The following is a 20,562-nucleotide window of genomic DNA, read 5'->3' as shown; positions in this document are numbered from 1 at the left end:
GGTCAGATCGCGCCGTCGGCCCGCAGGGCGTCGATCCGGTCGGACGGGTGACCGAGCTGCTCCAGAACCGTTGCGGTGTGTTCGCCGAGGGCCGGTACGGCGCCCATGCGCGGGGCGGTCCCGGCCAGGTCGACCGGCGGCAGCAGGGCCGTCATGGTCCCGCCGCCGGGGAGCGGCACCTCGCGCCAGCGGTCGCGGCCTGCCAGCACGGGGTGCTCCAGGAACTGCTTCACGTCGTTGACCGGGGCGTTGGCGATGCCGATCGCGTCGAGCGCCTTCATCACCGCGTCGCTGTCCGACGCCCCGATCCGCTCGGCCAGCACCGCGTCGAGTTCCTGCCGGTGGCTCACCCGAGCCGATCCACTGGCGAAGCGCGGGTCACCGGTGAGGCCGGGGGCGCCGAGGAACCGCTCGCACAGGGCCGCCCATTCGCGTTCGTTCTGCACGGAGAGCAGGACGTCCTTGCCGTCGGCCGCGGTGTAGGTGCCGTACGGGGCGATGGTGGCGTGCCGGGTGCCGACCCTGGGCGGCTGGGAGCCGCTGTACGCCGTGTAGTAGGCGGGCTGGCTCATCCATTCGGCCAGGGCCTCGAAGAGCGAGACCTCCACCGCGCGTACGGTGCCGCGGGTCGCCCGGGTGAACAGCGCGGTGAGGATGCCGCTGTAGGCGTACATCCCGGCGGCGATGTCGGCGACGGAGACCCCGACCCGCGCCGCCTCCTGCGCGCTGCCGGTCAGCGAGACCAGGCCGGTCTGGCACTGCACCAGCAGGTCGTACGCCTTGCGGTCGGCCCACGGCCCGGTCGAGCCGTAGCCGGTGACCGAGCAGGGGATCAGCGTGGGGAACCGCTCGGCCAGGTCGTCGGCGCCCAGGCCCATGCGCGCGGCGGCGCCGGGTGCGAGGTTCTGCACGAACACGTCGGCCTGGGCCAGGAGTTCCTCCAGGATCGCCCGGCCCTGCTCGGACTTCAGGTCGAGGGTCACCGATTCCTTGGAGCGGTTCAGCCAGACGAAGTAGCTGGACTCGCCCTGCACGGTGGTGTCGTAACGGCGGGCGAAGTCACCGCCGCCCGGGCGCTCCACCTTGATCACACGGGCCCCGAGATCGGCGAGCTGGCGGGTGGCGAAGGGGGCGGCCACCGCCTGCTCGATGCTCACGACCGTGATGCCGGAAAGCGGCAGGGCGTCGGCGGACGCTGAGTTCTCGGCCATGCGTGGTCCTCCGGAAGGTGTGGGTGTCCCGAGCGGGAGTACCATCATGGGCACTCATATGAAGGCAAGGGAAATAACAATCCATGATGGCTCCATGCGGGCCGTGGATGCCGGGAAGGGGACGCGCCATGGACGTGAAGCAGCTCAAGGCGCTCATCACCGTCGCCGAGGTGGGCAGCGTGACGCGCGCCGCCGAGCTGCTGCACCTGGTGCAGCCCGCCGTGACGCGGCAGATCCGCACCCTGGAGGAGGAGCTCGGCGTCGCCCTCTTCCAGCGCACCCGGCAGGGCATGCGGCCCACCGAGGCCGGCGAGATCATGGTCGACCGGGCGCGCCGGGCCCTGAACGAGCTGGAGCGGGCGCGCGCCGAGGTGCAGCCCCGCCCGGGTGAGGTCACGGGCATCGTCACGGTGGGCCTGCTGGAGAGCACGAGCGAACTGCTCGCCGAGCCCCTGGTGTCGGCCGTCGGCGCGGCTCATCCGGGCGTGGAACTGCGCCTGATGACGGGGTATTCCGGCCATCTCCAGCAGTGGCTGGACGACGGCGACCTGGACCTCACCCTGCTGTACAACCTGGACAGCGGCCCCTCCCTCAACGCCCGGCCGCTGGTGCGGGAGCGCCTGTGGGCGGTGGCCCCGGCGGCGGCCGGGCTGTGCGCCGACCGCCCGGTCCCCTTCGCGGAGGTGGCGGCGCACCCCCTGGTGATGCCCGCCGCCGGCCACGCCCTGCGCACGCTGATCGACGCGGCGGCGGCGCGGGCCGGAAGCGCGATGGACATCGCGGCGCAGACCAACTCGATGCCCGTGCAGAAGCAGCTCGTGCTGGCCGGGCACGGCTGGACGGTCCTGCCCGGCGTCGGCATCGCCGAGGACGTCGCGAACGGCACGCTGAGCGCGGCGCCGCTCTGCGAACCCGACGTATGGCGGTCGATCGTCCTGGGCACCCCGCGCTACGGGCGCGTGCCCCCGGCCGTCGAGGTCGTCGCCCGTGAGCTGGTCCGGGCGGTCGGCATGGCCGTCGCGCAGGGGCGGTGGCCCTCGGCGGAGCTGCACGCGCCGAGCGAGCGGGCCCCGGACGCCTGAGGCCCGGCACACGGACGCCGCACACGGCACTCAGGGCGTTCCTCGACTGAGGCGGAGCCGTCCCGCGCGCCGGGGCGGGGTCCGGCGCCGGTCATGCGGACCCATCATGCGGGCATCACGGATTTCTATTGTTCATTCGACTCCATCACCACTCATGATGTGTGGCACTTGAGCCGCCGCGCCCACGGAGCCGCCGAGGGCGGCGCGGCACCGGGCAATCGCACCACCCCTCCCGCCAGGACCCCCCGGCGCGGGGCCGTACCCCCACCCGGCCGCCCCCGCCGTCCCGTTCCGGAGGGACCGCCCGAGCCGCAGCATCCCTGGGCGACGAAAGCAACGGAGCTTCCCCATGCCGCAGAGCCGCACCCCTGCCCCGCCCTCGCCCGGCCGTTCCCGTGTCACCGCCAACGTCGTACGCGGCTGTCTGGGCAACCTCGTCGAGTGGTACGACTGGTTCGCCTACGCCACGTTCAGCATCTACTTCGCGTCCGTGTTCTTCCCCGAGGGCGACCAGACGGCCCAGCTGCTCTCCACCGCCGTCGTCTTCGCCGTCGGCTTCTTCATGCGTCCCCTCGGCGGCTGGCTGCTCGGCGCGTACGCCGACCGCTTCGGCCGGCGCAGCGCTCTGACCCTCTCGGTCACGCTGATGAGCGCCGGCTCCCTGACCATCGCGTTCGCCCCGGGCCACGACGCCATCGGCCTCTGGGCCCCGGCCCTGCTGGTCCTGGCCCGGCTCGCCCAGGGCCTCTCCGTGGGCGGCGAGTTCGGCTCCAGCGCCTCCTACCTCTCCGAGGTCGCCCCAGCGGGACGGCGCGGCTTCTACTCCAGCTTCCAGTACGTCTCGATCGTGCTGGGCCAGCTCGCCGCCCTGCTCGTGGCGATCGTCCTGCAGAACGTCCTCACCGAGGACCAGCTGCACGGCTGGGGATGGCGCATCCCCTTCGTGATCGGCGCCGTGGCCGGGCTGGTCGTGATGTATCTGCGCCGCACGATGGAGGAGTCGGAGCACTTCGAGCAGGAGCGGGCGCGCACCGCGGCCCAGCGGCCCGAGGAGCGCGAACGCAAGGGCCTCGTCGCGCTGTTCGCCGAGTACCCGCGCCAGCTCCTGGCGGTCTTCGGCCTCGCCATCGGCGGCACGGTCGCCTTCTACACGTACACGACGTACCTCCAGAAGTACCTGGTGAACACCGCCGGTATCCCGAAGGCGACGGTCACCCTGATCGGCTTCGCGGCGCTGTTCGTCTACATGCTGATGCAGCCGGCCGTGGGTGCGCTGTCCGACCGCATCGGCCGTCGGCCCGTCATGTTCGCCTTCTCCGGCGGCTGCATGCTCCTCACCGTGCCGCTCATGACCCTGCTCGGCCGCACCAGCAGCCCCTGGATCGCCTTCCTCCTGATGGTGGTGGCCCTGACCTTCGTCACGGGCTACTCGGCGCTGGCCGCCATCATCAAGGCCGAGATGTTCCCCACCAAGGTCCGGGCCCTGGGTGTCGGCCTGCCGCACGCCCTGGTCACCGCCACCTTCGGCGGCCTCACCGAGCCGATCGCGCTCGCCCTGAAGGACGCCGGCCAGGAGAACCTCTTCTTCTGGTACGTCACCGGATGTGTCGGCCTCACCTTCCTGGCCACCCTGCTCGTGCGCGAACCGTCCCGTGACTCCCAGCTGGACACCGCGGACGCGCCCCTCGCCCCGCAGCGGCCGAAGACCGCACCGCTCGTCTGAACCAGGAGGCCCGATCCGTCATGCAGCCCGCCACCCCACCCCTGAGCTCCTACGTCGAGGACTGGCACCCCGAGCCCGTCACCGCCGTCGATCCGATGGACCCGGGCCCCGCCGCCGCGGTGTCGGCCCTGCTGGACCTTCCCGCGCCCGCCGCGCGCGAAGGCGATCCGCTGCCCCCGCTCTGGCAGTGGTTCCACTTCCTGCACTGGCCGGCGCAGCGGGAGCTGGGCCCCGACGGGCATCTGCGCGACGCGCGCTTCCTGCCGCCGCTCCCCGACCGTCAGCGCATGTTCGCCGGAGGCCGCTGCCGGATCGTCGAGCCGCTGCGCCTGGGCGAGCCCGCCGAGCGCGTCAGCAGCCTGGCGGCGGTGACGCCGAAGCACGGCCGCAGCGGGGAGCTGCTGTTCGTGACGGAGCGTCTGGAGTTCCGCCAGGCGGGGCGGACCCGCGTGGTGGAGGAGCAGGACATCGTCTACCGGTCCGGCCGCGGCGGCGGCGCGCGGCACCCGGACACCATCGACGACGCCACCGCCCCGGACACCCGGGAGCCCTGGCGGCTGCGCCTCCGGCCGGACCCCACGCTGCTGTTCCGGCTGAGCGCCCTCACCGCCAACGCGCACCGCATCCACTACGACGCCCCGTACTGCCGCGGCACGGAGGGATATCCGGGGCTCGTCGTCCACGGCCCGCTGCTCGCCCTGCTGATGCTGGACGTGGTCCGCCGCGAGGCGCCGGGCCGGCAGGTCGGCGAGCTCTCCTTCCGGCTGCGGAAGCCCGCGTTCTCCGGCGAGCACCTCCTCGCCGAGGGCGCCCCCGACGGCGCGGGCGCGCGCCTGCGCACCGCCACCCACCGCGACGCCCTCCACGCCACCGCCGAGGTGACCTTCGCATGACCACGCACGACGAGATCGCGGCGGCCCGCACCCTGCTCTTCGTCCCGGGCGACCGCCCCGACCGCTTCGGCAAGGCCGCCGGTTCCGGCGCCGACCTGGTCGTCATCGACCTGGAGGACGCTGTCGCCGCCGAGGACAAGGAGCGGGCGCGCCGGTCCGCCGCCGGCTGGGCGGGGCTCGGCACCCGTACCGTCGTACGCGTCAACGCGCCGGGCACCCCGTGGTTCGAGGCCGACCTGCGGATGGCCGCCCGCCACGGCTGCCCGGTGATGGTGCCGAAGGCCGAGGACCCGGCGGTCCTCGGCCGGATCGCCGCCGACTGCGCGCTGATCGCACTGATCGAGACGGCGCTGGGCGCCGAGCGGGCGTACGAGGTGTGCTCCGCACCGGGCGTCGTGCGCGCCGCGTTCGGCAATGTGGACCTCTCCGCGCAGCTCGGCGTGGCCCACGACGACACGCTCGCCCTGGCCCACGCCCGCTCCCGGGTCGTCCTCGCCTCGGCGGCGGCCGGTATCAGCCCCCCGGTGGACGGTGTCACCACCGCCGTACGCGACCTGGAGGCCCTGGCCGCGGACACCGCCCACGCCCGGCGGCTGGGATTCTCGGCCAAGCTGTGCGTCCACCCCGCGCAGATCGCCCCGGTCGCGTCCGGCTTCGCCCCCACCGAGGAGGAACTGCGCTGGGCACGGGCCGTCCTGGAGGCCGGGGACTCGGTCACGACGGTGGACGGTCACATGGTCGACAAGCCGGTCCTGGAGCGTGCCCGCAGGGTCCTTTCGGGGGCCCCGGTCAGGAGCTCGTGAGGATGACGAGCTCCTGGGTCGCCCTGGTCATCGCGACATAGCGGTCGACCGCCCCTTCGACGCCCTCGCCGAACGTCTGCGGGTCGACGAGGACGACCAGGTCGAATTCGAGCCCCTTCGACAGCTCCGGGGCCAGCGACCGGACACGGGACGTCTCCTCGAAGGCGGGATCGCCGATGACGCACGCGATCCCGTCGGGGTGCGCCGCGAGCCGGCTTTCGAGGACCGCCGCGAGGTCCGAGGCCGCCCCGCGGACGACGGGGAGGCCGCTGCTGCGGACGGAGGCCGGCACGTTGGCGTCCGGGAGCACGGCCCTGATGACCGGCTCGGCCTCCGCCATGATCTCCTGTGGCGTGCGGTAGTTGATGCCGAGCGACGCCAGGCTGATCCGGTCGAGCCCGACCCGTTCGAGACGCTCTTGCCACGACTCGGTGAAGCCGTGCCGCGCCTGGGCACGGTCCCCGACGATCGTGAAGCTCCGGGAGGGGCATCTGAGCAGCAGCATCTGCCATTCCGCGTCGCTCAGCTCCTGTGCCTCGTCCACGACGACATGGGCGAACGGTCCCGCGAGCAGGTCCGGTTCGGTGCCGAGCGGCACGGACCCCTCGGCCAGGGTGTCCTGGAGGTCCTTGCCGCGCAGCATCGTCACAGCGCCCTCCCCGTCGGCGTCGGCTTCGAGCAGGACGTCGATGACCTCGGCCATGTGCGCGCGTTCGGCGGCGAGGGACGCCTCGTGCCGGCGCCTGCGCCGTGACGCCTCCGGATCTCCGAGCCGCTGCCGTGCCGCGTCCAGGATCGGCAGGTCGGACACCGTCCAGGCCTGGGGCTCCTCGCGTTGCAGCAGCGCCACCTCGTCGCGGTCGAGCCAGGGAGCGCAGGTGCGCAGGTAGGCGGGCACGGACCACAGGTCACCGACGAGGTCGGCGGCCTCGATCAGCGGCCACGCCCGGTCGAAGGCGGTCAGAAGGTCCCTGTTCCGCCGCAGGGACCCGCGGAGCTGGTCCTCGGACACGTCGCCTTCGTGCTTCTCGGTCAGGATCGTGAGCAGTTCCTCCCAGACCTGGTCGCGCGCCTCGTTGTGCGGGGTGCCGGGGTCCGCGGCCTCGAACGCCACGGCCCAGTCGGCCGCGCTCAGCCAGATGTCGGACCAGTGGGTCTCGACCCTCGTCCCCCGGGCCGGCGGCTCCTCGTAGAACCTGACGGCCTTCTCGACCGCCTTCACCAGACGCGCGGACGACTTCAGCCGGGCCACCTCCGGATCGGTCTCGGCCGTCGCCGCCGCCCCCTCGGCGACGAGATCCCGCAGCGTGCAGGTCTGTACGCCGTCCTCCCCGAGGCTGGGCAGGACATCGGCGACGTAACCCAGATAGGGCTGGTGCGGACCGACGAACAGCACACCGCCCCTGCGGTGTCCGAGCTGCGGGTCGGAGTGCAGGAGATAGGCGGAGCGGTGCAGGGCGACGACGGTCTTCCCCGTGCCGGGACCGCCGTCGACGACGAGCGCGCCCTTGGCTCCCGCGCGGATGATGGCGTCCTGGTCGGCCTGGATGGTGCCGAGCACGTCGCGCATCTTCGCGGAGCGGTTGCTGCCCAGGCTGGCGATGAAAGCGGACTGGTCGTCGAGGGCGGCGTGGCCGGCGACGCCCTCGGGGGTGAACACCTCGTCCCAGTAGTCGCTGATCCGGCCCCCGTTCCACCGGTATCTCCGGCGGCTCGCCAGGCCCATCGGGTTGGCGTGGGTGGCCCCGAAGAACGGCTCGGCCGCCGGGGAGCGCCAGTCGAGCAGCAGCCTGCGGCCCGTGCTGTCCGTGAGGCCGAGGCGGCCGACGTACAGGGGCTCGGAGCCGTCCGCGCCGGCCATGTGCCCGAGGCAGAGGTCCAGGCCGAAGCGCCGCAGGGTGCGCAGCCTGGCGGTCAGCCGGTAGATCTCCGCGTCCCGGTCCATGGCCTGCCGGCCGACGACCCCGGGCGCCCTGCGCTCGGCGTCGAGGCGGTCGGACAGTTCGGCGATCAGCTGGTCGAGGCACTGGGCGACGGCCGCGAAGTGCTGCTCGTCGCCGGCGATCAGTTCCGGTGCGGCTTTGGAGGCGAGACGGTCGGGGAGGTCGAACACACGGGTGGTCAGGGGGGTCACAGCATCAGCTCCGGGTCGGGATCGCCGTACGGCCATGGGGTGCGGCGCGGCGTGGGGGCGGACGTGGCCGCGGTTCAGGCGGACGCCGCCGGCCGTTCCGGGACGATCGCCCCGGCCAGCAGGCGCGCGGCCGTGGACGTGCCGTCCCTGAGGACCGTCTTCGCCACGGCGGCGGCTCGCTCACGGGCCCCTGGGTCGAGGGCGGTCGCGAGTGCGGCGGACAGGGATGCGAAGGTCGGCGCCTGACCGTCGTGGGCGGCGCCGATGCCCAGTGCGACGACCCGGTCCGCCCAGTAGGGCTGGTCGGCGATCTGAGGGATCACCACCTGGGGCGTTCCGGCGCGGGCCGCCGCCGTCGTCGTACCCGCGCCGCCGTGGTGCACGACCGCGGCCAGCCGGGGGAAGAGCGAGGCCTGGTCGGCCTCGCCGACGACGAAGCAGTCCTCCTGCCCGTCGGCCAGGGCCAGGTCCGCCCAGCCGCCGGAGAGGATGACCCGGCGGCCCTGGGCGCGGACGGCCTCGACGGCCACCCTGGCGACCTCCTCCGGATCGCGCACGGGCATGCTGCCGAAGCCCACGTACACGGGCGGTGTCCCGGCGTCGAGGAACGCCTCCACGTCGTCCGGCAGCGGCAGCGGCTCCGGCCGGAACCACGCGCCGGTCTGTACGACGTCGAGGCCGGCGGGCTCCTTCCACGGGGCCAGGACCGGATCGGCCGCCAGCCACGGCCTGTCGGTGAGGACATGGGCGCGGACGTCGTCCACCGGGGGCTGGCCGACCGATGCCCGGTGGCTGTTGACGCCCTCGCCGAACATCGCGTTCATGTTCTCGGCGTCCAGGTCCCACAGGTCCTGGTTGCCGGTGGCGCCGGGCGGGAAGGGCCGGCCCGCGAAGGCGAGCGGCGGGTGGTGCGGGGACGGCAGGTACGTCGGGAAGAAGGCCGCCCAGACGTAGGGGATGCCCAGCTTCTCGGCGACCGAACGCGCTCCCGCTCCGGCCGGGATCAGGCCGGTCGCCACGATCGCGTCGCACCCGTCGGCCGCCGAGGCGACCGCTTCGTAGGCCGAGGCGGTCAGCGCCGCCGCCCGCCGGGGCAGGTCCTCGGGCGGCAGCGGGGCCGTCCCGCTCACCTCCCCCTGGACCATCGGCCGCAACGGCCGCCATACCGGCACCAGCGGGAGACCGACCGCGTCCAGCAGTCCCTCGAAGTCCGGCGGTGCGCACACCCGCACGTCCCACCCGGACTCCCGCAGACGCAGCGCGAATCCCACCATCGGTTCGACGTCCCCGCGTGACCCGTAGGCCATCAGCAACACACGCACTCGTGATTCTCGATTCCCCTGGACGACGGTTCGGCCGCCGATTCTGCGGCACCACGGGGGCCTTGCCGCAAGCCCCCCGTTGCGCTATACCTTGGGAGTGGAAAGGAGTGGGTACTCCTCCTTCCCCCTCTCCTCGTCCCTCCCGGACGGGCCTCCTCCCCACGAATCCACGAAGCTCCCGGCCGCTGCCGCGTGCGCCGGAACCCGCCTGCCTCCCGGACGCCCGGCGGCCGACCGCCTTCGCCCGAAGGCCCGTTCACCCCCTGGCCCGCCGCCCTGGGGCCCGCTCGAACCACGCCCGCCGAGCTCCGGCCAAGGGTGCCCCGCCCCCGCGAAATCCCCCTTCTCCCTACGCGCACCGTTGACAGGGCGGGCCCGCGCTGGCTTCATGAGCACGTCCGTGGAAGCGCTCCCACGCCCGTCGCGCCGGACGTCGCTCCGGGCTGCCGACGCTTCCGTGTGGGCCGGTGCCACCCCGCACCGGCCCCGTCGCACGAGCCGCACACCGCACCGTTCAGCACCCGCGCACGCCGCACTCCCGCACGAGCCGCACCACCGCCCCGTCGGCCCGGTCCGGCATGTCTTCCGCCGGTCCGGTACGACGACGGGCTCCACACGCCGCCCGCCGCACCGAAGGACGATCCGTTGCGACTGCCCTCCCTCCCCCGCGCGTTCCACAGATCGACATCCCGCCACTCCCCGCCGGGCACCACCGCCCGCTCCCGCCTGGGAGTCACCCTCGCCGGCGTGGCCGCGCTGCTCGCCGCCGGACTCACGCCACTGGCCGCCGGCCCTGCCCAGGCGGCCCCGGCGTTCGCCTACGGCGAGGCCCTGCAGAAGTCGCTCTTCTTCTACGAGGCCCAGCGCTCGGGCGAGCTTCCCGAGGACAACCGTGTCTCCTGGCGCGGCGACTCCGGCATGGACGACGGCAAGGATGTCGGGCTCGATCTGACCGGCGGCTGGTACGACGCCGGCGACCACGTGAAGTTCGGCCTGCCGATGGCCTACAGCGCCACGGTCCTCGCCTGGGGAGGTATCGAGCAGAAGGACGCCTACGCCGCGTCCGGGCAGCTGGCTCGCCTGAAGGACAACCTGCGCTTCGTCAACGACTACTTCATCAAGGCCCACCCCTCCGCCAACGTGCTCTACGGGCAGGTCGGCAACGGCGGCGACGACCACAAGTGGTGGGGCCCCGCCGAAGTGATGTCCATGGCCCGGCCCGCCTACAAGATCGACGCCTCCTGCCCCGGCACCGACCTGGCCGGGCAGACGGCCGCCGCGATGGCATCCTCCTCGATGCTCTTCACCGACGACGATCCGGCGTACGCGGCGAAGCTTCTCACCCATGCGAAGCAGCTCTACTCGTTCGCCGACACCTACCGCGGCAAGTACAGCGACTGCATCACCGACGCGAAGTCGTACTACAACTCCTGGAGCGGCTACCAGGACGAGCTGGTGTGGGGCGCGATCTGGCTCCACAAGGCCACCGGTGACGCGTCCTACCTGGCCAAGGCCGAGACGTACTACGACGGCCTGTCGACGGAGCCGCAGACCTCCACCCGCTCCTACCGGTGGACGCTCTCCTGGGACGACACCTCGTACGGCTCGTACGTGATGCTCGCCAAGCTCACCGGGAAGCAGAGGTACATCGACGACTCCAACCGCTGGCTCGACTGGTGGACGACCGGGGTGAACGGCGCCAAGGTGGCGTACTCCCCCGGCGGCCAGGCCGTGCTGGACTCCTGGGGATCGCTGCGTTACGCGGCCAACACGGCCTTCGCCGCGCTCTCCTACAGCGACTGGCTCACCGGTGACGCGACCCGCAAGGCCCGCTACCACGACTTCGCGGTGCGCCAGATCAACTACGCCCTCGGGGACAACCCGCGCAAGGCCAGCTATGTCGTCGGCTTCGGCGCCACCCCGCCCACCAAGCCGCACCACCGGACCGCGCACGGGTCGTGGACCGACCAGATGACGAACCCCGTCGAGACCCGCCATGTCCTGTACGGCGCGCTCGTCGGCGGACCGGGCGCGGCGGACGACTCCTACACCGACGACCGGCAGAACTTCGTCAACAACGAGGTCGCCACCGACTACAACGCCGCCTTCACCGGCGCGCTCGCCAGGCTGTACGCCGAGTACGGCGGTGCCCCGCTCGCCTCGTTCCCCCAGGCCGAGTCACCGGACGGGCCCGAGGTGCTGGCCCAGGCGTCGGTGAACGCGTCCGGGGCGAACTTCACCGAGATCAAGGCGTACCTGGTCAACAAGTCGGCCTGGCCGGCCAGGCCGCTGACCAGGGCCTCACTGCGCTACTACTTCACCCTGGAGCCCGGGGTCCAGCCGGCGGACATCACAGTGACCACCAACTACAACCAGTGCGGCACGGCCTCCGGCGCCCAGCGGTACGAGGGGGATGTCTACTACATCAGCGTGGACTGCTCGAACACCGTGATCGCCCCGGCCGGGCAGTCGGCCTACCGCAAGGAGGTGCAGTTCCGGGTCGCCTCCTCGGGCGCCTGGGACCCGTCGAACGACTGGTCGTACGCGGGCCTGCCGACGACACCGGGCTCCACCCCGGTCGACGCGCCGAGGGTGGTGCTGCTGGACGGAACGTCACAGCAGTGGGGTGAGCTGCCCGACGGCGACCCCGGTGAGTCCCCCTCCCCGACCCCGACCCCGACTCCCACGCCGACTCCGACACCCACGCCCACGCCCACGCCGACTCCGTCCGCCGGTGCCGCCTGCTCGGTGGCCTACAAGGTCGGCTCGTCGTGGGGCAGCGGGTTCACCGCCGATGTGACCGTCAAGAACACCGGCAGCACATCCGTGGACGGCTGGCGACTCGCCTGGACCTTCAGCGGTTCCGAGAAGGTGGCCAGTGCCTGGAACGCCACCGCCACCCAGTCCGGAGCCGTCGTGACCGCCACCAACGCCGGTCACAACGGAAAGATCCCGCCCGGCGGTTCGGCCTCGTTCGGCTTCCAGGGATCGGGGACACCCGGTTCCGCGCCCACCGGGTTCACCCTGAACGGCGTCAGCTGCTCCTGACGGCCCGAACCGTGCGGGGCGGAGGCCGACGGGACGGCCTCCGCCCCGCACGCTCGCGGTCTCAGGGCATGCGGTGCACCGAGACCGCGTAGTCCCCGCCCGAGAAGGGGCTCCGCTCCCAGGTCGCGTAGCGTGCCTCCAGGAGGAGTCCGGCCGCTCGGCAGTGCTCGTCGTAGGCGTCGACGCTGTAGCCGCGGTCCAGCGAGAACCCGGCGACGAGGTGTCCGCCGGGGCGGACGTGGCGCGCCACTCCGGCCACCAGGTCCGCTTCCGTACCGGGCGGGGTGAACAGGGGCACGTTCCCGGCCATCACCACCACGTCGAAGGTCTCCCCCAGATCCAGCCGCACGAGATCGCACCGGTGCCACGGGATCTCCGGGGCGAGACGCCGGGCGACGGCCAGCATCGACTCGTCGACGTCCACCCCGGTCACGGCGAGTCCGTGCCGGGCCAGCTCGACGGCCACCCGCCCGGTGCCGCATCCCGCGTCGAGGACCGTCGCGGGACCGAGGGAGCGCACGAGATCCGCTTCCCCGCGCACGTCCCCTCCCTCGCCCTCGATACGGTCGAACCGCCGCTGGTACTCCTCGCCGTTCCACTTCATGGGGCCACGGTGCCACAACCGGCGGCCGGGTCACCCGGGGCGTCCTGACGGGCCCGGTGGCGGAGCGGTCCGGAGGCCGCATGTTCCACTTTCACCTGCACACATCGCACATCACACAGAATCACCTGCACACGCCGCAGCAAGCCGAAGCGGAGAACGTCCATGGCCAACTCACCCTCCGGGGAGACCCTCACCGAGCGGATCGTGCGCGTCCTGGAGACGTTCGACACGGACCGTACGGTGCAGACGGCATCGGAGATCGGGCGGCGCGCGCGGCTCCCCTCGTCCACCGCCCACCGGATGGTGGCCGAGCTCGTGGAGTGCGGGCTGCTGGAGCGCGACGAGGACCAACGGGTGCGTCTGGGCATGCGGCTGTGGGAGCTGGCCCTGCGTGGCTCACGCGCGCTCCGGCTGCGGCAGGCGGCCCTGCCCTTCATGGAGCGCGTCCAGGCCCGCGTCCGGGAGCACACCCAGCTCGCGGTGGTGGAGAACGGCGAAACGCTCTTCGTGGAGCGCCTGTCGCACCCGAAGGCCGGCGCGAACATCACCCGGGTCGCCGGCCGCCTGCCGCTGCACGCCTCCTCGTCGGGGCTCGTACTGCTCGCGTACGGCCCCGAGGACCTCAGGGAACGCGTACTGGCCGGACCGCTCGAAGCCGTGTCGCCCGAGACGGTGACCGACCCCGCGCGATTGCGCCGCGACCTGGTCCGCATCCGCCGCGAAGGGGTCGTCGTGGCCCCGGGCTCGGTCGAGGGCGTGTCGACGGGGGTCGCCGTGCCGGTACGGGAGCGGCCCGACCACGTGATGGCCGCGCTGTCGGTCGTACTGCCCCGCGACGCGCCTACTGGCACCGCGATCGAGGAGCTCCGCGCCGCGGCGGCGGGCATCACCGCGGCGTACGGCGCACAGCGCCCGTAGCGACTTTCGGGGGCACCCACCGCACCCCTCCGCCGCGCGCTCTCCCGAAAGTCGCTTCCCGTTCAATGGCAATCGGCGTCGCCAGCGGGGGCTTACGGCACCAAACTCCCTGTACTCCCCGCTTGTTGCGTCCCACCCCGCGTCAAAGGAGACGTCATGCCCGAACGCACCCGCGTCGCCATCATCGGCGCAGGCCCCGCCGGCCTGCTGCTGTCCCACCTGCTCGGCCGGCACGGCATCGAGACGGTCGTCATCGACTCCCGCACCCGCGAGCAGATCGAGACCACCATCCGGGCCGGCATCCTCGAACAGGGCACCGTGGAGATCCTCACCGGGACGGGCGCGTCGCAGCGTGTCCTCACGGTCGGGCAGAAGCACGAGGGCATCGAGCTGCGCTTCGCCGGCGAGGGCCACCGGATCGACTTCGCCGACACGGTAGGCCGGGCCGTGTGGCTGTACCCGCAGCACGAAGTGCTGAAGGACCTCGTGGCCGCGCGTCTGGCCGCCGGGCAGGACCTCCGCTTCGGTGTGACCGCCACGCGCGTGGAGGACGCGGAGACGGCCCGGCCGCGGATCGTCGGGAAGGACGCCGAGGGCAACACGGTCGAGATCGAGGCCGATGTCGTGGTCGGCGCCGACGGCTCGCGCAGCGTCGCACGCGAGGCCGTGACGGGCGCGTACGGAGGCTACTTCCGGGAGTACCCGTTCGCCTGGTTCGGCATCCTCTGCGAGGCCCCGCCCAGCTCCGAGGAACTCATCTACAGCAACTCCCCCGACGGATTCGCCCTGATCAGCCAGCGCAGCCCCGACGTGCAGCGCATGTACTTCCAGTGCGACCCGGACACCGACACCGAGGCGTACACCGAGGAACAGCTGTGGGAGATGCTCCAGGCGCGGGTCCCCGGCACCACGCTCCACGAGGGCACCGTCTTCCAGCGGGACGTGCTGCGCTTCCGCAGCTTCGTCGCGCACGAGATGCGCCGCGGGCGGGTCGTCCTCGTGGGCGACGCGGCGCACACCGTGCCGCCCACCGGCGCGAAGGGCATGAACCTGGCGGTCGCCGATGTCGCGCTGCTCACCGAGGCGCTGCGGGCGCTGTTGCTGGACCACGACGAGACCCTGTTCGACGCCTTCCCCGAGACCGCGCGGAAGCGCATCTGGAAGGCGCAGCACTTCTCCTGGTGGATGACGAGCATGCTGCACCTCCAGCCCGGGGCGAGCGACTTCGACCGTATGCGCCAGATCGGCGAACTGCGCTCGGTCGTCGAGTCACGCGCCGGCCGCACCTACCTCGCCGAGGCGTACACCGGCTGGCCGCTCCCGGGGGCCGTGCCGGCCTGACGGGCGCGCCGGGCGGGTGGCGGTCAGAACCGGGGCCGTGTGTCGTGCGCGGGCAGGGGGCGCAGTGCAGGCCGGCGCTCCAGCAGGCGGGAGGCCAGGGCCGAGCAGAGACGGCCGAGCGCGTGCAGACGGTCGTGGTCGCGGGTCAGGCCGGCCACCGCGCCGAGCCGGTGGACGAGCCGCTCCTGGGCCGAGACGTAACCCCACGCGAAGTCCTCCACCGGCACCCGCGCGAGGTGGTCGACGGATTCGCGGTGGGCGCGTTCGACGAGTGCGTCGCCACGGATCAGCCAGCCCGCGCAGGCGTCTGCAAGGTCGCCGGGGACGTCGCTGCCGGTGAGACTCCGCCAGGTGGAGCGGTAGACGTCCTCGACCTCCGCCAGAGGAGCGGCCGTCACCGACATCGCGCACCAGCAGGTCGGGAACCCGATACGGAAGTAGGCGAGTTCGACCAGGCCGTTGCCGAGCGACGCCTGCTCGAAGTCGATGAACCGGACACCCGTGGCGGTGCGCAGGTCGTTGCCGGGGCAGGGGTCCCCGTGCAGCAGGGCGTGGTGGGGCGCGGGGTCGAGCCGGTCGATCAGGCCCGCGAGTTCGTCCGGCGCCGTGGGTGGCACGGGGACGCCGAGCGCCTGCGCGAGGGCGAGGAAGGACTCGGCGTCGGCGGCCGTCGGTCCTGACCAGGCGGGGAGCGTGCCCGTATCGGCGGGCCCGGTGAGCGCGTGCAGCCGGGCGAGGGACTCCGCGTGGCCCGGCATCCAGTCGTCGGCCGCGCCGAGATCGTCCAGATGCTCCAGGACCATCACACGCGACTCCGGGTCCGTGCCGAGCAGCGCCGGCGCGACCACCGGCCGCGTCGCCCGCGCGGCGAGCCGCAGCGCGGCGACCTCCCGCGCATAGCGCTCGTCCCCGCCGGCCCCGGCCCCGCCGCCCTCGGCGATCTGCTTGACGATCACCCGCTCACCGCCGCGCAGGCGGACCCGCCACACCCGGGAGCGCGGACTGCTCTCCAGGAGCGTGGCCTCCGTGGGGGAACCCAGCACGGAACGCAGCTCGTCGCTCATCGGCACACGGGTCGCCATGACGGTCAGCGTAGGGCGCCCTCGCTCACGGTGGGGCGGCACAGTCCGTCAGGGCTCCCGGCGAACCGCCCGCCGCGCCCCGAGGCAGGGTGCCGCCGGGGTGGCTGAACGCACTGCGGGCCCGGTGCGGTTGCCGGAGGACGTACCTCCGGCAACCGCACCGGGCCCTGGAGACGCCCTTCCACCGGTTCACGGGGCGGCTTCACGGAAGAGGGCCAGGAGGGCATGCGCCTGCGGGGCTTCCGCGTCGAAGAACTGCGTGGCCAGTGCGGGTGGCACGGCGGTTCCCTGTATGCGGACTTCATGGCAGCTAAAGCAGAACGCCGCCTCGAACAGCGTCAGGTCGAGCGTGTCCGCGTACGCCCGGATGCTCCAGCCCGGCGAGAAGCCGCAGCGGTGCTGCTCGCCGGCGGGCAGGCTCCCGATCAGGGCCAGGGCGCCTGCCGCCTCGTTCCCGGTCCAGTGGGCGCCCACCCTGCCGGGATACGGGGCGCCCCGTTCCGTCGGGAGTGCGGAGATCCTGACGACCTCGAGCAGTACGGCGGTGGTCAGGGCGTCGGCGGGGAGCTGCATGTGCGCAGTCTGCCCGACACCGCGAGCCCGGCCCGATCCGGCGTGGAGACTCAGCTCGGGTCGCGGTCGAAGACCGACTTGGACCAGACGTAGCCCAGCGCGGCCAGGGCCACGCACCAGACCACGGCGAGCCATCCGTTGTGGCCGATCTCGGTGCCGAGCAGCAGCCCGCGCAGGGTCTCGATGGCCGGGGTGAAGGGCTGGTACTCGGCGATCGGCTGGAACCAGCCCGGCATCGCGTCGACCGGGACGAAGGTGCTGGAGATGAGCGGCAGGAAGATCAGCGGCAGTGCGTTGTTGCTGGCCGCCTCCGCGTTGGGGCTGATCAGGCCCATGCCGACCGCGATCCAGGTGAGCGCCAAGGCGAAGAGCACCAGCAGTCCGAAGGCCGCGATCCACTCCAGGGCCGAGGCGTCGACGGACCGGAAGCCGATGGCCACGCCGACCGCACCGACGACGACCACACTGGCGACGGCTTGCAGGACGCTGCCGACGACATGCCCGACGAGCACGGAGCCCCGGTGGATCGCCATGGTGCGGAAGCGGGCGATGATCCCCTCCGACATGTCGTTGGAGACGGACACCGCGGTGCCAATGACGGTGGAGCCGATGGTCATCAGCACGACGCCGGGCACGAGGTAGGCGATGTACTCGGCGCGGTCGGCTCCGCCGCCTCCGATGCCCGCGCTCATCACGTCGCCGAAGATGTAGACGAAGAGCAGCAGCATCATCACCGGGGTGAGCAGCAGGTTCAGGGTGAGGGACGGGTAGCGCCGGGCGTGCAGGAGGTTGCGGCGCAGCATGGTGGACGAGTCGCGCACGGTGAGAGAGAGGGTGCTCATCGGACGGTCTCCTTGGACTGGGTGGTGCTCTGGGCGGGGACGCCGGTGCCGGTGAGGGCGAAGAACACGTCGTCGAGGTCGGGGGTGTGCACGGTGAGTTCGTCGGCCTCGATGCCCGCGGTGTCGAGCCGGTCGAGGATGGCGCGCAGCTCGCGCTGACTCCCGTCACTCGGGATCTGAAGCGCCAGCGTCTCGTCGTCGCGGGTGGCGTCGGCCAGGGCGTCCGCGGCGGAGCGGTAGGCGTCGGGGCCGGTGAAGCGGAGGCGCACGTGTCCGCCGGGGATCAGCCGCTTGAGCTCGTCGGCGCTTCCCTCGGCGGCGATCCTGCCACCGTTCAACACCGCGATACGGTCGGCGAGTTCGTCGGCCTCCTCCAGGTACTGGGTGGTGAGGAAGACGGTGACGCCGTCGGAGACGAGCTCGCGGATGATGCCCCACATGGTGTGGCGGGCGCGGGGGTCGAGGCCGGTGGTCGGTTCGTCGAGGAAGATGATCCGCGGGCTGCCGACCAGGGTCATGGCGATGTCGAGGCGGCGCTTCATCCCGCCGGAGTAGGTGGACGCGGGCTTCTTCGCGGCCCCCACCAGGTCGAAGCGTTCGAGGAGTTCGGTGGCGACCCGCCGCCCCTCGGCCTTGGAGAGGTGGTGCAGATCGGCCATGAGGAGCATGTTCTCCTCGCCGGTGATCAGACCGTCCACGGCGGAGAACTGCCCGGTGACGCCGATCGAGGCACGTACGGCCTGGGGATCGGCGGCGAGATCGTGGCCCGCGACCTGCGCCTGGCCGCCGTCCGCACCGATGAGGGTGGAGAGGATCTTGACGGCGGTGGTCTTGCCCGCCCCGTTCGGGCCGAGCAGCGCGAACACGGACCCGGCCGGGACGATCAGATCGATGCCGTCGAGCACGGTCTTGTCACCGTAGGACTTGCGCAGGCCGATGGCGGAGACGGCCGCCGCCGAAGGGTGACCTGCACCCTGATTAGACATGGGCATGACAGAAGAAGCCATGGTGTCCTCCCGTTCGAGGAAGTGGTGGGCGGAGAAGTGGCGTTGCGTGCCGGGAAGCGGTGCGGGTCAGACCCGGGCGCGGCGGATGTCGATGTTGCCGAACTTGGTCCGGGCGCGGACCTCGACGGTGTCCTCCGACATGTCCGGGGTCTCGGAGGCGCCCAGCGCGTTGCTGACCTGCCCGGAGCCGGAGTTGACGTCGAGCCAGGCGGCCGTGCCGGGGCGGATGCCGATCTCGATGGCACCGTACGAGGTTTCCAACTGGGCTACACCCCGGGCGACTTCGGCGAGACGGAGGGTGCCGTGAGCGGTGGTGGCGACGACCGAGCCCTCGGCCCGCTCGATGCTGATGTCACCGTGGGAGCCGCTCACCCGGAGATCGCCCGTCACCTGGCCGACGGTGGTGGAGCCGCTTGAGTTCTTCAGGACGGCCGGGCCGTCGACCGAGCCGACGCGCATGCTGCCGGAGCTGGTGGTGACCTCGGCGGACCCCTCGACACGGTCCACGGTGATGCTGCCGTGGGACGCCGTCAGATGCAGGGGCCCGGTCGTCTCGAGGCGCACATCACCCGACGAGGTCTTCACACGGACCTCCCCGAGCCGGCCCTCGCCGTACACCTGGGCCCAGGCGCCGGTCACCTCCACCTGAGAGCCGGTGGGCAGCTCGACGGCCACGTCGACGGTGCCGGTGCGCCCGATGAGATAACGCTGCTTGGGCGTCCTGATCGTCAGCAGGCCGCTCGCGTACCGCACTTCGGTCTGCTCGGCGGCCCGTACGTCCAGGTCCTTCTTCGGATCGCGGGGCTGCACATCGACGAGTGTGTCGGTCCGGTCCGCGGCGCTGAACCTGATGGATCCGGCCTCCACGTGAGCGGTGGCCGAGATCGTTGCGGGGGTGTCGAAAGAAGGCATGGCTGTCCCGTCCTCTTGGGTCTTCGTGGCGTCCCTGCTGGTGGGGCGTGATGTGGGTGGAACTGGGCGGGCGAGGCGCGGCTAGCGCACCCAGCCCGTGAAGCTCTGTCCGACGGCGCGGGAGGCGCGGGGCATCTCCGTCGTACGCGACTGGGTACCGCCGTCGACCGCGGCCGACACGGCGCGCACCAGCCACGCGTTGACCGACAGCCCCTCGCGGCTCGCGGCCTCCTCGGCGCGGGCCTTGAGATGGGCGGGCAGACGCAGATTGACGCGAGCGGTGCCGCCCTCGTCGCCGTCGGCCGGCGCGGGGGCCGGGGCCTTGAGCGGCTCGGCGGGCCCGCTCCTGTCCTCGTACGCCTCGTACGCCTCGCCACCCGTCGGCCGTGTCACCACGAAGTCGGGGTCGAGCCCGCGCAGCCGTACGTCGACCGAGCCCGGGGCGAGTTCACGGGTGATCTCGTCCATCGCCGCGGAGAGCACGTTGAGCATGGTCAGGCGGGTCGCCGACTCCAGAGGTGCGGTGAGCCGCTCGGCCAGCTCGCGGGCTTCTTCACCGCCGGCTTCGGCGGCCACCGAGAGTTCGCGGCGGAGGTTGTCGACATACGGCGTGAGGTCCATGACGCCATGATGGCACCACGATGGCGCCACACGCAAGCCCATCAGGGGGTCACTGACGAACCGACCTCCACCCCACACCCATGACCTGCCGAAACATGCCGACACACAGGCGCAGCACCTCGGCGCCACACAGCCCACCGAGCCCCTCCGGCACACGGAATGGCTCACATGGCACCACGGGCGCACCACCGACGGGGCGGGTGCACCGAAGCCGCAGAAGCACCGCACGCCCGGGAAATCCCCGCACGCCCACTCCGGGCCCGCGCCCCAGCCAGCACGTTCACGGCCCTCTTCACCACCAAGGCGCCGTCGACATCAAGGATGGCACCTAATCCACTCCCCATAGCGCCAAACATGTGCCACCATGGCACCATCAACGACGCCAAGCCGTCGGGCTCACACGCAGCCGAGGCGTGCGCATCACGGAGCGAGACACCACAGGGGGG

17 protein-coding genes are annotated in these 20,562 nt (G+C 72.3%); 7 read left to right on the top strand and 10 right to left on the bottom strand.

What is annotated here, in order from left to right:
* Window positions 1-2: 2 nt before the first annotated feature.
* The gene (locus ACWCQM_RS24285) at window positions 3-1,211 is read right to left on the bottom strand and encodes a CaiB/BaiF CoA transferase family protein (RefSeq protein ID WP_450917256.1); all 1,209 of its coding nucleotides are present in this window, start codon (window positions 1,209-1,211) and stop codon (window positions 3-5) included.
* 128 nt (window positions 1,212-1,339) lie between these two features.
* Here ACWCQM_RS24285 and ACWCQM_RS24280 point away from each other — a divergent pair, with 128 nt between their 5' ends.
* The 4 genes from ACWCQM_RS24280 (at window position 1,340) to ACWCQM_RS24265 (ending at window position 5,712) form a co-directional block, all read left to right on the top strand.
* Window positions 1,340-2,293, top strand: a complete 954-nt coding sequence (locus tag ACWCQM_RS24280; RefSeq protein ID WP_450917255.1) for a LysR family transcriptional regulator — start codon at window positions 1,340-1,342, stop codon at window positions 2,291-2,293.
* 349 nt (window positions 2,294-2,642) lie between these two features.
* Window positions 2,643-4,016, top strand: coding sequence for an MFS transporter (locus ACWCQM_RS24275; protein WP_450917254.1), 1,374 nt, complete (start codon window positions 2,643-2,645; stop codon window positions 4,014-4,016).
* 20 nt (window positions 4,017-4,036) lie between these two features.
* Window positions 4,037-4,909 (top strand): hypothetical protein, encoded by an 873-nt coding sequence (locus tag ACWCQM_RS24270; protein WP_450917253.1) that lies wholly within the window; start codon window positions 4,037-4,039, stop codon window positions 4,907-4,909.
* Window positions 4,906-5,712, top strand: coding sequence for an HpcH/HpaI aldolase/citrate lyase family protein (locus ACWCQM_RS24265; RefSeq protein ID WP_450917252.1), 807 nt, complete (start codon window positions 4,906-4,908; stop codon window positions 5,710-5,712). The genes ACWCQM_RS24270 and ACWCQM_RS24265 overlap by 4 nt, the downstream gene beginning before the upstream one ends.
* Here ACWCQM_RS24265 and helR read toward each other — a convergent pair.
* Both helR and ACWCQM_RS24255 read right to left on the bottom strand, forming a co-directional pair.
* Complete coding sequence (gene helR, locus ACWCQM_RS24260; RefSeq protein ID WP_450917251.1) at window positions 5,699-7,846, bottom strand: RNA polymerase recycling motor ATPase HelR; 2,148 nt, start codon at window positions 7,844-7,846, stop codon at window positions 5,699-5,701. The genes ACWCQM_RS24265 and helR overlap by 14 nt on opposite strands.
* Window positions 7,847-7,920: 74 nt before the next feature.
* Window positions 7,921-9,168: a glycosyltransferase gene (locus ACWCQM_RS24255; protein WP_450917250.1), complete on the bottom strand. Its 1,248-nt coding sequence runs from the start codon at window positions 9,166-9,168 to the stop codon at window positions 7,921-7,923.
* A gap of 645 nt (window positions 9,169-9,813) precedes the next feature.
* On the opposite strand from ACWCQM_RS24255, the gene ACWCQM_RS24250 reads away from it, so the two are divergent.
* Window positions 9,814-12,216 (top strand): glycoside hydrolase family 9 protein, encoded by a 2,403-nt coding sequence (locus ACWCQM_RS24250; protein WP_450917249.1) that lies wholly within the window; start codon window positions 9,814-9,816, stop codon window positions 12,214-12,216.
* A 61-nt stretch (window positions 12,217-12,277) separates the two neighbouring features.
* Here ACWCQM_RS24250 and ACWCQM_RS24245 read toward each other — a convergent pair whose 3' ends face one another.
* Window positions 12,278-12,820, bottom strand: a complete 543-nt coding sequence (locus ACWCQM_RS24245) for a class I SAM-dependent DNA methyltransferase (protein WP_450917248.1) — start codon at window positions 12,818-12,820, stop codon at window positions 12,278-12,280.
* A 162-nt stretch (window positions 12,821-12,982) separates the two neighbouring features.
* On the opposite strand from ACWCQM_RS24245, the gene ACWCQM_RS24240 reads away from it, so the two are divergent.
* Complete coding sequence (locus ACWCQM_RS24240) at window positions 12,983-13,738, top strand: IclR family transcriptional regulator (RefSeq protein ID WP_450917247.1); 756 nt, start codon at window positions 12,983-12,985, stop codon at window positions 13,736-13,738.
* A gap of 156 nt (window positions 13,739-13,894) precedes the next feature.
* A complete protein-coding gene (locus tag ACWCQM_RS24235) occupies window positions 13,895-15,079 on the top strand; it encodes a 4-hydroxybenzoate 3-monooxygenase (protein ID WP_450917246.1) in 1,185 nt (394 codons plus the stop codon).
* A 23-nt stretch (window positions 15,080-15,102) separates the two neighbouring features.
* Here the strand turns inward: ACWCQM_RS24235 and ACWCQM_RS24230 are convergent, their stop codons facing one another.
* From ACWCQM_RS24230 to ACWCQM_RS24205, 6 genes are all read right to left on the bottom strand, one after another.
* The gene (locus ACWCQM_RS24230) at window positions 15,103-16,161 is read right to left on the bottom strand and encodes a phosphotransferase family protein (protein WP_450917245.1); all 1,059 of its coding nucleotides are present in this window, start codon (window positions 16,159-16,161) and stop codon (window positions 15,103-15,105) included.
* Between the two features lie 189 nt (window positions 16,162-16,350).
* Entirely contained in the window at window positions 16,351-16,734 is a 384-nt protein-coding gene (locus ACWCQM_RS24225; RefSeq protein WP_450917244.1) for a hypothetical protein, read from the bottom strand.
* Between the two features lie 50 nt (window positions 16,735-16,784).
* Window positions 16,785-17,576, bottom strand: coding sequence for an ABC transporter permease (locus ACWCQM_RS24220; RefSeq protein ID WP_450917243.1), 792 nt, complete (start codon window positions 17,574-17,576; stop codon window positions 16,785-16,787).
* Window positions 17,573-18,568 (bottom strand): ATP-binding cassette domain-containing protein, encoded by a 996-nt coding sequence (locus tag ACWCQM_RS24215; protein ID WP_450917242.1) that lies wholly within the window; start codon window positions 18,566-18,568, stop codon window positions 17,573-17,575. Before ACWCQM_RS24215 ends, ACWCQM_RS24220 begins: the two co-directional genes overlap by 4 nt.
* Before the next feature lie 81 nt (window positions 18,569-18,649).
* The gene (locus ACWCQM_RS24210; RefSeq protein ID WP_450917241.1) at window positions 18,650-19,495 is read right to left on the bottom strand and encodes a DUF4097 family beta strand repeat-containing protein; all 846 of its coding nucleotides are present in this window, start codon (window positions 19,493-19,495) and stop codon (window positions 18,650-18,652) included.
* Window positions 19,496-19,576: 81 nt separating this feature from the next.
* A complete protein-coding gene (locus tag ACWCQM_RS24205) occupies window positions 19,577-20,116 on the bottom strand; it encodes a hypothetical protein (protein ID WP_450917240.1) in 540 nt (179 codons plus the stop codon).
* Window positions 20,117-20,562: the final 446 nt, after the last annotated feature.

The sequence above is a fragment of the Streptomyces sp. NPDC002125 genome (genome assembly GCF_053593715.1).
Note: the sequence above shows the minus strand (reverse complement) of the source record. Positions and strands in the feature narration are given on the sequence as shown.